The following is a 15,441-nucleotide window of genomic DNA, read 5'->3' on the forward strand; positions in this document are numbered from 1 at the left end:
TCAACAGCGTATTTGGATTGGCATTATCCTCAGCCAATTAATATTTATAACATATTCAGCTAATAGACGACACGCATCTGGGTTAATGACGAGAAAAATACGCCAATGATGCGAAAAATACAAAAAAAAACACCCCGCTAACGCGAGGTGTTTAAAAGTATATGCAAATAATTCAACATTGTTATTGCAATAATCTGATGACTCAGTTACCGCAATAAGTCAGTAAATTATTGGCCTTTAACTTCTTTAAGACCGTTGAAAGGAGCACGTTCACCTAGTGCTTCTTCGATACGGATAAGTTGGTTGTACTTAGCAACACGGTCAGAACGGCTCATAGAACCAGTTTTGATTTGGCCTGCAGCAGTACCTACCGCTAGATCAGCGATAGTTGCATCTTCAGTTTCGCCAGAACGGTGAGAGATAACTGCTGTGAAACCAGCATCTTTAGCCATCTTGATTGCAGCTAGAGTCTCTGTAAGTGAACCGATTTGGTTGAACTTGATTAGGATTGAGTTAGTGATACCTTCTTTGATACCGCGCTCAAGGATCTTAGTGTTTGTAACGAATAGATCGTCACCAACTAGTTGTAGCTTGTCACCAAGAAGTTCTGTTTGGTGCTTGAAGCCAGCCCAATCAGACTCGTCAAGACCATCTTCGATAGAAACGATTGGGTATTGGTTAGCAAGGTCTTGTAGGTAGAAGTTAAATTCTTCAGAAGTGAAGATTTTGCCTTCGCCTTTCATGTCGTACTTGCCAGTTTCTTTGTCGAAGAACTCAGAAGCAGCACAGTCCATAGCAAGAGTAACGTCTTTACCTAGCTCGTAACCAGCAGCTTCTACAGCTTCTTTGATTGCAGCTAGAGCAGCAGCGTTAGACTCAAGGTTTGGAGCGAAACCACCTTCATCACCAACTGCAGTGTTAAGGCCTTTAGCTTTAAGTACTTTAGCTAGGTTGTGGAATACTTCAGCACCGATGCGTAGTGCTTCTTTAAGAGTTTTAGCGCCAACAGGTTGAATCATGAACTCTTGGATATCAACGTTGTTATCAGCGTGCTCGCCACCGTTGATGATGTTCATCATTGGTAGAGGCATAGAGAATACGCCAGGAGTGCCGTTTAGTTCAGCGATGTGCTCGAACAAAGGCATGCCTTTTGCAGCTGCAGCTGCTTTAGCGTTCGCTAGAGATACAGCAAGGATAGCGTTAGCACCGAACTTAGATTTGTTTTCAGTTCCATCTAGGTCGATCATTACTTGGTCAATAGCAGCTTGGTCTTTTGCGTCTTTGCCGATTAGAGCATTAGCAATGTCGCCATTTACAGCAGAAAGAGCTTTAAGTACGCCTTTACCTAGGAAACGAGACTTGTCGCCGTCACGTAACTCAAGAGCTTCACGAGAACCAGTAGATGCGCCAGATGGAGCAGCAGCCATACCTACGAAACCGCCTTCAAGGTGTACTTCAGCTTCTACTGTTGGGTTACCACGTGAGTCGATAATTTCACGACCTAGAACTTTAACGATCTTAGACATTAAATGTTTCCTCTTATAATCAAAAAAATGTCAATTTTTAAGGGGTGCTATAAAAATCCGCTCAACACCCCTTGCATCCTTTCTTACTTTTCGAATTCACCGCGATGGTATTGACCAGCTGCTTTAACGAAACCTGCAAACAATGGGTGACCATCGCGAGGAGTCGATGTGAATTCTGGGTGGAATTGTGCCGCTACGAACCAAGGGTGCGCAGGGTTTTCTACTACTTCCACCAGTTTTTTGTCTGCTGATAAACCTGATACTTTAAGACCAGCTTTCTCAATCAACGGACGTAAATTGTTGTTCACTTCGTAACGGTGACGATGACGCTCATGAATTTCAGCGCTACCGTATAGCTCGTATGCTTTAGTCCCTTTCTCTAGGTGACATAGCTGTGAACCAAGACGCATTGTACCACCAAGGTCAGAAGTTTCAGTACGCTCTTCCACTTTACCTTCGCTATCAACCCATTCAGTAATCAAGCCTACCACAGGATTTTTAGTGTCTTTATTAAATTCTGTTGAATGTGCATCTGCAAGGTTAGCAACGTTTCGTGCAAACTCAATCAGTGCCACTTGCATACCTAAACAAATACCAAGGTATGGGATTTCATTTTCACGTGCATATTGTGCCGCGCGAATCTTACCTTCAACACCACGATCGCCGAAACCACCAGGAACAAGAATTGCGTCAAGACCAGCCAGTACTTCAGTACCTTTGCTTTCAACATCTTGTGAATCTACATACTTAATATGGACGTTAAGACGGTTTTTCAACCCTGCATGTTTTAATGCTTCGTTAACTGACTTATAAGCGTCTGGTAATTCGATGTATTTACCCACCATACCAATGGTCACTTCACCCGTTGGGTTAGCTTCTTCATAGATAACTTGTTCCCATTCAGACAAATCAGCTTCTGGAGCTTCAATACCAAAACGAGTACAAACAAGATCATCTAGACCTTGAGATTTGATAAGTTGTGGGATCTTGTAGATTGAATCTACATCTTTCATTGAGATAACTGCTTTTTCTTGTACGTTACAGAACAAAGCAATTTTCTTACGCTCGTTTGCAGGAACCATACGGTCACTACGGCAAACAAGAATATCTGGTTGAATACCAATTGATAGCAACTCTTTAACTGAGTGCTGAGTTGGTTTGGTTTTCACTTCACCCGCAGCGGCTAGGTAAGGAACTAGAGTCAAGTGCATGAACATCGCACGCTCACGGCCTAATTCAACCGCTAGCTGACGAATCGCTTCCATAAATGGTAGAGACTCAATATCACCGACTGTGCCACCCACTTCAACGATAGCCACGTCGTGGCCTTTAGAGCCTACGATTACGCGGTCTTTTATCGCATTAGTAATGTGAGGGATAACCTGAATAGTCGCACCTAAGTAATCACCGCGACGTTCAGCTGCTAGTACGTCTGAGTAAACACGACCTGCAGTAAAGTTGTTGCGCTTGGTCATCTTGGTACGAATGAATCTTTCGTAGTGACCAAGGTCAAGGTCAGTTTCAGCGCCATCTTCCGTGACAAACACTTCACCATGCTGAGTCGGGCTCATAGTACCCGGATCAACGTTGATGTAAGGGTCAAGCTTCATCATGGTCACTTTAAGACCACGAGCTTCTAAAATAGCAGCCAATGATGCTGCTGCAATACCTTTACCGAGTGAGGAAACAACCCCGCCAGTAACAAAAATGTAATTTGTCGTCATGTTTAACCTGAAATTGGTTGAATGAGGGAAATGGATATCTTCTAGACGGGATGTAAATATACCAGAAGCCCTTTATCGCCACAACGTGAAACTTATCACAAGCCTTTTTTTAATTTTTTGCTTCAAATCAAATCAGCCTGTTTCGGCGATTTTACTTCCGTTCATCTAGCTTCACTAAGTCCCACAGCGAATCTAAATATTCTAGATCACACTCGTCCAATAATTTACCTTGTTCGCGCACTTTTTGCTCTACGGCTTTAAAGCGACGTTCAAACTTATTATTGGCTTTAGCCAGCGCAACTTCTGGGTTGCAATTCAAGTGTCTAACAAGGTTGACGGTAGCAAATAACAGATCGCCTAGCTCATCTTCCACTTTGTTTTGTTCAACCGTGACTTGCAGTGCTTCATCTAAAACTTCTTGTACTTCTTCATGCACTTTATCCACCACCGGCCCAATACTATCCCAATCAAAACCGTGTTTAGCACATCGTTTTTGGATTTTATTGGCGCGACTTAATGCCGGCAAAGACTTTGGTACAGAGTCTAGAATACTTTTTTCAACATTGCCTAGCTGGGCTTTTTCTTTCGCTTTTTCCGCTTCCCAGTTGTCATTAATTTCTTGTTCGTTAGCAAATTTGGCACCAGAAAAGACATGCGGATGACGGCGCACTAGTTTTTCATTGAGTACATCAACCACATCGCCAAAATCAAATAGCTGTTGCTCTTTAGCCATTTGCGAATAGAAGATCACTTGAAACAGTAGATCGCCTAACTCTTCTTTTAGATTATTCCAGTCTTTGTTGTGAATAGCATCCACGACTTCGTAAGTTTCTTCGATGGTGTGCGGCACTATGCTATCGAAATCTTGCTTAATATCCCACGGACAGCCCTGCTTTGGGTCTCGTAGCGTAGCCATGATTGTAAGCAGTTGTTGAATGGAGTTTGCCGAAGTGTTTGCGGTTTCAGATGACATGGGAGTTCCAATTTATTGATAAAAAAGCCCCTAATAAGGGGCTTAGTAAATTTACGATTTGATACAAATAAGTTAGCCAAGACGCTTAACAGATATCACGTCTTTGATTTGCTCGATACGTGATTGCACGCGGGAGCTGATTTCAATATTACTGACTTGAATATCCAAATCCATGATGGCTAATTGACGTTTGTAATCCGTGCGAGAGCGCATGCTGGCGACCTTGAGCTTCTCATTGGTAATAAGCGTAGTAATGTCCTTTAACAGACCCGTACGCTCAAGGGCTTCCACTCGCAAGGTCAGTATAAACGACCCCACAAAACCACTCCCCCACACCGTATCGATAATACGCTCTGCGGCATGCAATCTAAGCTCGTTTAATTGTTCACAATCACTGCGATGCACTGAAATGCCGCGACCTTGGGTAATATAACCACTGATGCGATCGCCTGGAATCGGCTGACAACAGCGCGCCAAGTGAGTCATTAAGTTGTCTACCCCTTCCACCACTACTGCGTCTTTGTGAGGCTTGCTCGCAACGGGCATAGTGGAGTCTGGGCTTTTTAACTTAGCCAGTGCTTGTTTGTCTTCTTCTTCCGCGGTCGGTTTATTGACCACTGCATTGATGTGATTGATGACTTGGTTGATACGCAAATCACCACTACCAATACCCGCATAAAGCTCATCGACTGAATTGACGTTAAAGCGCTTCAGCGTAGATGCATCCGCATCTTTTAAATTTGCGCCAATTTTAGACAGCTCATGCTCAAGGATCTCTTTGCCTGCAACAACGTTTTTCTCACGGCCTAGTTTTCTAAACCATGCGTTGATTTTGGCGCGCGCACGACCTGAATGTACAAAGCCCAGTGAAGGGTTTAACCAATCACGAGAAGGGTTGGGTTCTTTTTGCGTGATGATCTCGACCTGATCGCCCATTTCTAGCTTATGGGTAAACGGCACAATGCGACCACCAACTTTGGTACCAATACAACGGTGCCCAACTTCAGAGTGAATGTGGTAAGCAAAATCTAGTGGCGTTGCTCCCATAGGCAAATCGACCACATCACCGCGCGGGGTAAAGGCATACACGCGATCGTCAAAGACTTGCGAGCGCAGTTCATCCAGCATTTCGCCAGAATCGGACATCTCTTCTTGCCAATCCAGTAGCTTACGTAGCCAAGTAATTTTCTCATCGTAGCCACTGCGCCCGCCAGATGCGCCTTCTTTGTACTTCCAGTGCGCCGCCACGCCAAGCTCAGACTCTTCATGCATCTGCTTGGTACGAATTTGCACCTCAATGGTCTTGCCTCCAGGGCCAAGAACCACGGTATGAATGGATTGATAACCATTAGGCTTAGGGTTTGCTACGTAATCATCAAACTCACTTGGCAGGTGTTTATATTTGGTATGAACAATCCCTAATGAGCCGTAGCAATCTTGTAATTCATCGGCAATGATGCGCACAGCTCGAACATCAAAAAGCTCATCAAAGGCGAGCTTTTTCTTCTGCATTTTGCGCCAAATACTAAAGATATGCTTAGGACGACCGCTGACTTCTGCCTTGATGTTAGTCCGTTTCATCTCATCTTTTAATGAAGCGACAAACTCTTCAATATAGTGTTCGCGGTCTATGCGACGCTCAGCCAGTTGTTTGGCGATTTTCTTGTATGTGGTTGGGTTTTGATAGCGGAAAGCATAATCTTCGATTTCCCACTTTAGCTGACCAATACCGAGACGGTTAGCTAGAGGCGCATAGATATTGGCGCACTCTTTGGCGACCGCTTGGCGCACCTCATCGGGTGCATTTTTGACTTCACGTAGATTACAGATACGCTCAGCCAACTTGATGACCACACAGCGGAAGTCATCAACCATAGCTAAGAGCATACGTCTGACGTTATCAACTTGAGAAGAAGCGCTGCTGTTTTCTAAAGATGCGTTAAGTTGACCGATAGCGGCCATCTCTTCCACACCTTCGATAAGCTTGATAATTTCTTGTCCGTAGCGCTCTTTAAGCTCTTCGGTATCAAACAAACCACTAGATACCACAGGGAACAACTGAGCCGCCAACAACGTAGCTCTATCCATTGATAAGGTGATAAGGATTTCTATCATCTCTCGTCCACGCCACAGCAATAATTCCTTTTGCTCATGGGTAGCCAACATCTCTTCACAATCAATATAGAGCTTGCGCAGTTTATTCTCTGTTTTTTGCCCCTGCTGTAGGCTCTCGATCCAAGAATCGAGTTTAAATTCTTCATCCTTTTTTATGTGCGCACTGCGAACCGCAACCATACCTCTTCCCTAAATTACTCTGCGTTTACTCTTACTATCATTGATACCACAGTATACCCTTTGCAGGATTGAGCTGTTTAGCAAAACCCAGAAATTTGCGCTATTTCTCAAATAACACCATAGATTCAAGGTGCCCGGTATGTGGAAACATATCTAACACCTTCATTTTCACTATTTTGTAGCCTTGTTTTAGCAAAGATTCACTGTCACGAGCTAAGGTGGCTGGGTTACAAGAGACATACACTATTTGCGTGGCGCCAAACTGCGACAGTTGTTCAACCACACCCGCCGCGCCCGCTCTTGCTGGATCAAGCAAGATTTTATCAAAGCTTTCTTTCGCCCAAACTTCTGCGCCCGTTAGTTCAGCAAGGTCAGCTTGATAAAAGTGTGCATTGTGAATACCCAGTGATTGAGCATTATTGTTGGCGCGAGAGACCATCTCATCGACCCCTTCGATGCCGACCACAGATGATGCCTTTTTGCTTAACGCAAAAGTGAAATTACCAATACCACTGAAAAGATCTAACACTCGGTCACTGTCTTGCACATCTAACCATTCAATGGCTTGTGCGACCATTTGTTGGTTGACTGAGCGATTAACTTGAATAAAGTCAGTTGGCAAGAAATCTAACGTAACACCAGACTCTTCACATACTGGCGACTCGCCACACAATTTTTCAGGCTGACTGTTTCCTTGATGTAGATATAAGGTCAGCTGTTTTTGTTCAGCAAATTGCACGAGCAACTGACGGTCTTTCGCTCGCAACTCAGCACTAGTACGCAGTAAAAGCACACTGCCGTTATCAGCTTGCACCAACTCTAAATGCCCCAGTATTTTAGGCTGTGAAATTTTTTCTAGCACTGGCTTAATCAAAGGCATAATTTCAGCCAGAGGCTTTGCAATCACAGGGCAAGTCTCGACTGACACAATGTTATTGCTTTGACCTTCCCTAAATCCAAACTGCAATCTATTCTTTTTGATATCCCATAACAGACTGATGCGAGCTCGGCGACGATAATGGGTGTCCTGCGCAATAATAGGGGCTTCTAACGTTTGCTCTGGCGCGACTTTCGACATCATTTTACTAAAGGCTTGCTGTTTTACCGTCAGTTGTTGGGCATAGGGCATATGCTGTAGAGAGCAACCGCCACATTGAGAAAACTTAGGGCAAAAAGCTTCGATTCGTTCATCGCTGCTTTTTAACAGCTTAATCATCTTAGCGCGGATGAATTTTGATTTGGTTTCTATGGGTTGGCACACCACTTGTTCGCCGACCATAGTTCCGGGAATGAATACAGGCTTTCCTTGGCTATACGCCATACCAGCACCTTGATTGTCATATTTTTCAATCATTAGACTTAGGTGTTTTTGAGTGCGATTGGTGTTTTTTTGCGGTTTATAAAAGTTAGCCATAAAGGTGCCTAGTAATTTTAACGGTCATACATCAAGCTTTTCGCTACATTTTTAGCCTGACTCTGTTCTTAGGAAGCAATTTTAATTTCAATGATTTAGACTTAGGTTCAAGTTTACAAAATTTGAAAGCCTGTCACGGCTTATTTTTTCACATCCGACGCATTAATAAAACATGACCAGATATGGACTTCGTGCCCGCGTAATAACACTCACTCTTGCACCGACGCTGATTGTCGGTATGTTACTGAGCCTATTTTTCACCTCTAATCGATATAACGACCTAGAGGCACAGCTCATTACTGCGGGTACAAATATTGTAGAACCATTGGCCATTGCCAGTGAATTTGCCATGTTGCAGCAAAATCGCGAAGCGGTGCGACAATTAATAAGCTACAGCCATAGAAAACGTTCCGATGTAGTGCGAAGTATCGCAGTATTCGATGCGCATCACGAACTATTTGTGACTTCAAATTTTCATCCTAACTTTCAAAGTTTGATGTTTAAGAAGTCCGAACCTATTCCGCTGCACAGTACGGTCGAGCTTATCGACACCCGCTTAATTATCCGAACCCCGATTATTGCAGAAGCGCAGTTTGTCGCCCCGCAAGCAGATGCCAAACAAAGTGACCAAATTCTCGGTTATATTGCTATTGAGCTCGATCTCTCCAGTTTACGCTTACAGCAGTATCAAGAAATTGTGGTGGCATTAGTGGTGATGTTTTTAGGGGTCGGGCTTTCCGCCTTCTTTGCTTATCGGTTAATGCAAGATATTACCGCGCCAATCACCCACCTGAAAAACAGTGTTGACCGCATCCGGCGCGGACAATTGGATGTGCGGATTGAAGGCAAGATGCACGGTGAGCTCAACTCGCTGAAAAATGGTATCAACTCAATGGCAATGTCGTTGTCGGAATACCATATAGAGATGCAGCACAGCATTGATCAGGCAACCTCTGATCTTAGAGAGACCTTAGAACAGTTAGAAATTCAGAACGTTGAATTAGATATTGCGAAAAAACGGGCTCAAGAAGCCGCAAGAGTTAAATCTGAATTCCTTGCCAATATGTCGCACGAGCTTAGAACGCCACTAAATGGTGTGATTGGCTTTACCCGCCAAATGCTCAAAACCAATCTTTCTCATAGCCAGACGGATTATTTACAAACCATTGAACGTTCGGCAAATAATCTTCTGAGTATCATCAATGATATTTTGGACTTCTCTAAACTCGAAGCCAGTAAGTTACTATTGGAAAACATTCCGTTTGATTTCCAAGAATCACTGGAAGAAGTGGTTAACCTGCAAGCGCCAAGTGCTCATGAAAAAGGCTTAGAGTTAACTCTTAAAGTTGATCCTAAGATCCCAGCAGGCGTTGTTGGTGACTCACTGCGTATTCAGCAAGTACTGACTAACTTAGTGGGCAATGCGATCAAGTTTACTGAGCGCGGCAACATTGATGTCAGCATTGAATTACGCACCCAAAAAGAAGAGCAAGTTGAAATTCAATTTATGGTGAAAGATACCGGTATTGGTATCTCTGAGCGCCAGCAAGCTCAGTTATTCCAAGCCTTTAGCCAAGCCGATGCTAGCATCTCTAGACGCTATGGCGGTACCGGTTTGGGGCTAGTAATCACCCAAAAACTGGTGCGCCAAATGGGCGGAGAAATCAGTTTAACCAGTCGTCTACACCAAGGCTCAACCTTCTGGTTTACCATTCGACTCAATGCTACCGATTTACCTATGGAGCAGACCGATCTTTCTTCTATCCGAGGTAAAGAAGTACTGCTAATAGAGCAGAATTTACAAGCGGCAAATGTGTTGCAGCAAATGCTGACTCAAGAAAACATCGCTACGCAATATCGCTCAGCTTTACCAGAAACCATCACCCCTCACGATTACATGTTCTATAACGTTCCAGTCAACGAGATCATCAGTGAAACTGAGCTTATCGACTTTATCAGCCAAGCTAAAGCGGTCTGCCCTAACGTCATTATTGGTCTGCCAAGTAACCAACTTGCGCTGTCTGAAACCTTGATCGAACAACATGCGGTGTCGTGTATTATCAAGCCTCTGACCCGCACTAAGATCATACAAGCTATGCTGAGAAATCAAGATGATGATTTATCTGTGTATGACAAACCTGAGCCTATCTTGTTAGATAAATTGCCATTAAAAGTCATGGCCGTTGATGATAACCCAGCCAACCTAAAACTCATTTGTGCCCTGCTCAATGAGCATGTTGAGTCTGTTGTCACCTGCTCCGATGGACAGTCTGCGGTTGATGAAGCCACCCATCATCAATTTGATTTGATTCTGATGGATATTCAAATGCCGGGCATTGACGGTGTAGCCGCTTGCCAAGCGATTAAGAAAACCGCCAGCAATAAAGATACGCCAATTATTGCTGTCACCGCGCACGCAATGAGTGGCGAGAGAGACCGATTACTAAAAGCTGGCATGGATGATTACCTCACCAAACCGATTGAAGAGCCGGTACTTTTAAAACTGCTTAATCACTGGGGTGGACACTCCATCGAAGTGCCAGAGCCTATGATTCCGCCTCTAATTGCATCTAAACCTTCCAGTAGTGATGTCATTATCGATTGGCGCGCCGCATTAGCTCAGCCAGCAGGGAAAGAAGAGTTAGCCAAAGAGATGCTACAAATGCTGGTCGACTATATTCCAGAGGTCAATCAGGTTGTCGAGCAAGCCATTGATGAGCAGTTGTCATCAAAAGATGAGCTTATTCATCACATTCATAAGTTGCATGGCAGTTGCAGTTATTGTGGCGTGCCTAAACTGAAAAAAGCCTGTGCTCAATTAGAGCAAATGCTGCGTTCAGGAGACTCTATTGATGATGTGGAGCCAGAGCTTTTAGAGTTGCAAGATGAAATGGAAAAGGTACAAACTACCGCGAATTTGTACCTTTAGAATGAATACCATTAATCACACTAAGTAAGTGCGCTAGAATGATCTGTTATTTAGTGCAATTGGTATCACTTTCAAGAATGACGGTGGCGACTGCATAGTGCCTTTCATCGGATATAGAAAGGTGTACATGGGTTGCCCCTAATTGCTTAGATATTTGCAATGCTTTACCTGACAGGAGCAATTGTGGCTTACCTAGCTCATCGTTACTGACCGTAAAGTCTTGAAACGAAACGCCTTGCGCAATACCTGTACCTAACGCTTTTGAAGCGGCTTCTTTAGCGGCAAAACGTTTAGCCAGAAACTTAGCCTTTAAATTAAGCTTTTCAAACTGAGCCATTTCTGACTCAGTTAAAATGCGTTGCGCAAAAGGTAGCCCTGTTCGATTAAGTGCTTTTTCAACGCGCTCAATCTCAGCAATATCCGTACCTAAGCCAACAATCGCCATTATTTACGAGCCTGATCCATAATCGCTTTCATATCTGAAACGGCTTTTTCTAAGCCTTCAAATGCAGCGCGGCCGATAATTGAGTGACCAATATTAAGCTCATAGATTTCTGGTAAAGCAGCGACTGCGGCGACGTTGTGGTAAGTCAGGCCGTGGCCCGCATTCACAATGATGCCTTGCGCAGATGCGTAAGTAGCAGCTTTAGCGATCACAGCCAGCTCTTTGTGTTGCTCTTCTTCTGTTTCTGCATCAGCGTAATGACCAGTGTGCAGCTCAATGAAAGGAGCACCTGCCGCTTTAGAGGCATCAATTTGCGCTTGGTTTGGATCGATAAACAAAGAGACTTTAATTCCAGCGTCGCTCAATGTTTTGGTTGCCGCTGTAATTTTCTCTAGCTGACCGACAACATCTAGTCCGCCTTCTGTGGTCAGTTCTTCACGTTTTTCAGGCACAAGACAAACAAACTCAGGCTTTGTTTTTAAGGCAATTTCAACCATTTCATCGGTCACTGCCATTTCTAAATTCATGCGCGTTTGCAGAGTTTCTGCCAGTATGCGTACGTCTCTGTCTTTGATGTGACGGCGGTCTTCTCTTAAGTGAACGGTAATGCCATCCGCTCCAGCGCGCTCAGCAATATCAGCTGCATGCACAGGATCTGGGTATTTAGTTCCACGAGCATTTCGTAGGGTCGCGATATGGTCAATGTTGACCCCAAGTAAGATTGGATTCATTTTTTGATACTCCGTGTTCGGGGCATAAACAACTCCCGACTTTTTATTGGTTTTCCGCCAAGATAAGGCTTTAAGGCTATACGTGTAAAGCGCTTTGCCGAACTCAGTTGTGATTTTGAGATAAAACGTCTTTCACTTAACGCAATCAGATCTTCACCCTTAAAAGTGAGGTTATCTTTTCGCACCGAAGCAATGAATCCTTGCTGTTCTCGATAGCGGTAAGTCATCTGCGGATCGATAGGCATCCCAGTACCTGTGCAATGTAGAAAATCCACCCCATAGCCGAGTGCATTGAGCAGGGCTAATTCAAAACGGCGCAGCGCTGGCTCAGGATTATCCGCTTGCGCCAGTTCAGTTAAGGCGTGCAGGTAATCAATAAACAGTTCTGGATACGGCACTTCTTGGGCGATAACACGGGCGAGAATTTCGTTGATATACATAGCAGAGTAAAGGCTGACTCCGCTCAAAGGTAATCCGAGGCTAATAGGCTCAGCCTGTCGCAGTGTTTTCATTGATCCACCGCCAGACCACTTAAGCAAAAGTGGCGTAAATGACTGCAATGCGCCTTTTAAAGGTGAGCGCTTGCTTCTGCCTCCCTTACTGAGGATCGTGACTCGACCAAACTCTTCAGAGAAAACATCTAAGATCAAACTCGATTCTGTATAGGGACGGCGATGTAATACAAAACAGCGCTGAAATCCGTCAATTACCGACATAAAATAGATACTATAAAAAACTCCACCAAGGCGGTGGAGTTTTAGGATGTGTTTTTATAGGTCGTCCATATAGCCTAATGAACGAAGTGCTCGCTCATCATCAGCCCAACCCGACTTAACTTTAACCCAAGTTTCAAGGTAGACCTTGCGACCAAACAACTCTTCCATATCCAGTCGAGCTTCACGGCCGATGGTTTTGATTTTCTCGCCACCCTTGCCGATCACCATTTTCTTCTGACCACTTCTCTCAACTAAGATAAGGGCATTGATATGGAAACCGTCGTTATCAGGGTTGTAGTCAAAACGTTCCACTTCAACTGTTACTGAATAAGGCAGTTCATCACCGGTGAAACGCATGAGTTTCTCACGCACGATTTCAGATGCCATAAAGCGCTGTGAACGGTCTGTGACATACTCTTCAGGGAAGTGATGCGTTGCTTTAGGTAAGAAATCACGCACGTGCTTACGCAGTACATCTGTGTTCTTACCTAGCTTGGCAGAAATAGGAACGATATCAACAAAGTCCATTTTTTCCGTCATTTCTTGCATGTGTTGCATCACAAGGTTGCGGTCTTGAACCTTATCAACTTTGTTCACACACAACACAACTGGGAAATTAGCAGCTTTTAATTTATTCAGCACCATTTCATCATCAGCAGTCCAGTGAGTGCCATCAACCAAGAAGAAAACCAAGTTAACATCACTTAAAGAACTGTTTGCTGCACGGTTCATCAAACGGTTGATCGCACGCTTTTCTTCGATGTGTAACCCTGGGGTATCAACGAAAATCGCTTGATAATCACCGTCGGTATCCACACCCATAATGCGGTGACGCGTGGTTTGTGGTTTACGTGACGTGATTGAAATCTTTTGCCCAAGAATATGGTTCAGCAGCGTTGATTTACCTACGTTTGGTCGACCCACAATGGCAATAAAACCACAGTGTTGATTTTCCGTTGAGGTAGCTTCGCTCTGATTGTTCGAGGCAAAATATGCATCTAGATCAATGCCTTGATCGTCTGCTTGGTCTTCTGGTTGATCGTGATTAGACATTTGTTAGTTTCTCCAACGCAAGTTCGGCAGCCGCTTGCTCAGCTTTACGGCGACTTGTTCCCTTGCCAGTGAAAGGCTTTTCAATACCCGAAACAATACAATCAACAGTGAACTCTTGGTTATGAGCCTCACCTTTTATCTTGATCACTTCATAAGTCGGTAGAGGCTTACGACGCCCCTGCAAGAATTCCTGTAGACGTGTCTTAGGATCTTTTTGTGATACGCCAGGTTCAATCGCTTCAAGACGGCTCATATACCATCCTAAGACCATTGCACGTACCGTTTCTGTACCACTGTCTAGGTATACAGAACCGATAATCGCTTCTACCGCATCCGCTAGAATTGAATCACGACGGAAACCGCCACTTTTCAATTCACCTGGACCTAATTTTAAGTAGTCTCCGAGTTCGAATTCACGTGCTAATTCAGCCAGAGTTTTTCCTCTTACTAAGGTTGCGCGCATTCGACTCATATCACCTTCGTTTACCTTAGGAAAACGATGGTACAAATCATCAGTGATGACAAAACTTAAAATTGAATCGCCCAGAAATTCTAGTCGCTCATTATGTTTGCCATTGGCGCTGCGGTGTGTCAGCGCCAAGTGTAGGTTATTAATGTCGTTAAACTTATAACCAATGCATTTTTCTAATCTGTTTAATTGAGAATTCATACTCTCTGATTACTCTATACCGCCAATGCGGTTCAAACGAATACCGGTTGGAATCCATGAAGGTAAGAAGCTGTCGTTGTCACGATCAAACTCAAAACTCATCCAAATACCAACTGCTTTGCCAACTAAATTGGCTTCTGGCACAAAGCCCCAATAACGGCTATCAGCGCTGTTATCACGGTTGTCACCCATCATGAAATAATGCCCTTCTGGCACAATCCACTCACGAACACCAGGTCTAGGCTGATACGCAGATACGTTATCTTGGCGTAGAGGGTTCACCAATACTTGGTGCTGATGTTCACCCATTGTTTCGTCTAGACGAATCAATGGGACATTATTTTGTACAAACTCGCTTTCCGTATAGTTAGTTAGAGGCACTGGTTTACACTGCTTCTCACCACTTGGTTTAATACAAAGTTTCTTCTCTTGAGTATAGCGAATAGTATCGCCCGGCAAGCCAATTACTCGTTTAATGTAGTCAATGCTCGGTTGCGGTGGGAATTTAAATACCGCAATATCACCGCGCTCAGGCTTACCTGTTTCGACCAACTGTGTGCGCCATACCGGATCTTTCAAACCGTAAGAGAACTTCTCTACTACGATGAAATCACCCACTAGCAACGTTGGCATCATAGAACCTGAAGGGATTTGAAACGGTTCATAAATAAACGAACGCAAAATCAATACAAAGGCAATCACTGGGAAGATAGAAACACTGTTTTCTACCCACCACGGTTGATTTTCTACTTTTGCTTTCGTTTCTTCATCCAAACCATTGGTTTGCGCTTCAACGTCCGCCACCTTGGCTGCTCGTTTCTTCGCCCAAACTAGCTTCTCTAAAGCGTAGACAATACCAGTAACCAAAGTCACTATGACTAGGATTAGTGAAAACGTATTAGCCATTGAAATCCCTTAAAATTTATATGTTTCTAAAACAACGAAAGTGAAAGAGCCAATAACTC

Annotated in this window: 12 protein-coding genes; 1 reads left to right on the plus strand and 11 read right to left on the minus strand. The window is 44.0% G+C overall.

The genetic code is table 11. The features are described from left to right. Positions 1–227 precede the first annotated feature (227 nt). From eno to rlmD, 5 genes are all read right to left on the minus strand, one after another. Positions 228–1,526: a phosphopyruvate hydratase gene (eno, locus tag OCU38_RS10485; RefSeq protein WP_261823031.1), complete on the minus strand. Its 1,299-nt coding sequence runs from the start codon at positions 1,524–1,526 to the stop codon at positions 228–230. Between the two features lie 83 nt (positions 1,527–1,609). Continuing rightward, a complete protein-coding gene (locus tag OCU38_RS10490; protein ID WP_261823032.1) occupies positions 1,610–3,250 on the minus strand; it encodes a CTP synthase in 1,641 nt (546 codons plus the stop codon). Between the two features lie 151 nt (positions 3,251–3,401). Further along, on the minus strand, positions 3,402–4,223 hold the full coding sequence (gene mazG / locus OCU38_RS10495) for a nucleoside triphosphate pyrophosphohydrolase (protein WP_261823033.1): 822 nt from the start codon (positions 4,221–4,223) through the stop codon (positions 3,402–3,404). Positions 4,224–4,295: 72 nt separating this feature from the next. Next, a complete protein-coding gene (relA, locus tag OCU38_RS10500) occupies positions 4,296–6,518 on the minus strand; it encodes a GTP diphosphokinase (protein ID WP_152819445.1) in 2,223 nt (740 codons plus the stop codon). A gap of 100 nt (positions 6,519–6,618) precedes the next feature. Beyond that, complete coding sequence (gene rlmD, locus OCU38_RS10505; protein WP_261823034.1) at positions 6,619–7,932, minus strand: 23S rRNA (uracil(1939)-C(5))-methyltransferase RlmD; 1,314 nt, start codon at positions 7,930–7,932, stop codon at positions 6,619–6,621. 172 nt (positions 7,933–8,104) lie between these two features. Between rlmD and barA the strand changes: the two genes are divergently transcribed. Next, the gene (barA, locus tag OCU38_RS10510) at positions 8,105–10,861 is read left to right on the plus strand and encodes a two-component sensor histidine kinase BarA (protein WP_261823035.1); all 2,757 of its coding nucleotides are present in this window, start codon (positions 8,105–8,107) and stop codon (positions 10,859–10,861) included. 46 nt (positions 10,862–10,907) lie between these two features. On the opposite strand, the gene acpS is transcribed toward barA, so the two are convergent. Genes acpS through lepB form a run of 6 tightly spaced genes read right to left on the minus strand, consistent with a single transcriptional unit; the run spans position 10,908 to position 15,382 of the window. After that, on the minus strand, positions 10,908–11,306 hold the full coding sequence (acpS, locus tag OCU38_RS10515; RefSeq protein ID WP_261823036.1) for a holo-ACP synthase: 399 nt from the start codon (positions 11,304–11,306) through the stop codon (positions 10,908–10,910). Further along, a complete protein-coding gene (pdxJ, locus tag OCU38_RS10520) occupies positions 11,306–12,037 on the minus strand; it encodes a pyridoxine 5'-phosphate synthase (RefSeq protein ID WP_261823037.1) in 732 nt (243 codons plus the stop codon). Before pdxJ ends, acpS begins: the two co-directional genes overlap by 1 nt. Continuing rightward, positions 12,034–12,753: a DNA repair protein RecO gene (gene recO / locus OCU38_RS10525; protein WP_261823038.1), complete on the minus strand. Its 720-nt coding sequence runs from the start codon at positions 12,751–12,753 to the stop codon at positions 12,034–12,036. The genes pdxJ and recO overlap by 4 nt, the downstream gene beginning before the upstream one ends. 54 nt (positions 12,754–12,807) lie before the next feature. After that, positions 12,808–13,806, minus strand: coding sequence for a GTPase Era (gene era / locus OCU38_RS10530; RefSeq protein WP_261823039.1), 999 nt, complete (start codon positions 13,804–13,806; stop codon positions 12,808–12,810). Then, positions 13,799–14,476: a ribonuclease III gene (gene rnc, locus OCU38_RS10535; RefSeq protein ID WP_261823040.1), complete on the minus strand. Its 678-nt coding sequence runs from the start codon at positions 14,474–14,476 to the stop codon at positions 13,799–13,801. The genes era and rnc overlap by 8 nt, the downstream gene beginning before the upstream one ends. Positions 14,477–14,485: 9 nt before the next feature. After that, positions 14,486–15,382 (minus strand): signal peptidase I, encoded by an 897-nt coding sequence (gene lepB, locus OCU38_RS10540; protein ID WP_152819441.1) that lies wholly within the window; start codon positions 15,380–15,382, stop codon positions 14,486–14,488. Positions 15,383–15,441 lie beyond the last annotated feature (59 nt).

Origin of the sequence: Vibrio neonatus (assembly GCF_024346975.1) — a bacterium.
Classification (GTDB): Bacteria; Pseudomonadota; Gammaproteobacteria; order Enterobacterales; family Vibrionaceae; genus Vibrio; species Vibrio neonatus.

Coding starts and splice junctions, on each gene's coding strand:
- eno (WP_261823031.1), bottom strand. CDS start 1,526: ATGTCTAAGATCGTTAAAGTTCTAGGTCGTGAAATTATCGACTCACGT.
- OCU38_RS10490 (WP_261823032.1), bottom strand. CDS start 3,250: ATGACGACAAATTACATTTTTGTTACTGGCGGGGTTGTTTCCTCACTC.
- mazG (WP_261823033.1), bottom strand. CDS start 4,223: ATGTCATCTGAAACCGCAAACACTTCGGCAAACTCCATTCAACAACTG.
- relA (WP_152819445.1), bottom strand. CDS start 6,518: ATGGTTGCGGTTCGCAGTGCGCACATAAAAAAGGATGAAGAATTTAAA.
- rlmD (WP_261823034.1), bottom strand. CDS start 7,932: ATGGCTAACTTTTATAAACCGCAAAAAAACACCAATCGCACTCAAAAA.
- barA (WP_261823035.1), top strand. CDS start 8,105: ATGACCAGATATGGACTTCGTGCCCGCGTAATAACACTCACTCTTGCA.
- acpS (WP_261823036.1), bottom strand. CDS start 11,306: ATGGCGATTGTTGGCTTAGGTACGGATATTGCTGAGATTGAGCGCGTT.
- pdxJ (WP_261823037.1), bottom strand. CDS start 12,037: ATGAATCCAATCTTACTTGGGGTCAACATTGACCATATCGCGACCCTA.
- recO (WP_261823038.1), bottom strand. CDS start 12,753: ATGTCGGTAATTGACGGATTTCAGCGCTGTTTTGTATTACATCGCCGT.
- era (WP_261823039.1), bottom strand. CDS start 13,806: ATGTCTAATCACGATCAACCAGAAGACCAAGCAGACGATCAAGGCATT.
- rnc (WP_261823040.1), bottom strand. CDS start 14,476: ATGAATTCTCAATTAAACAGATTAGAAAAATGCATTGGTTATAAGTTT.
- lepB (WP_152819441.1), bottom strand. CDS start 15,382: ATGGCTAATACGTTTTCACTAATCCTAGTCATAGTGACTTTGGTTACT.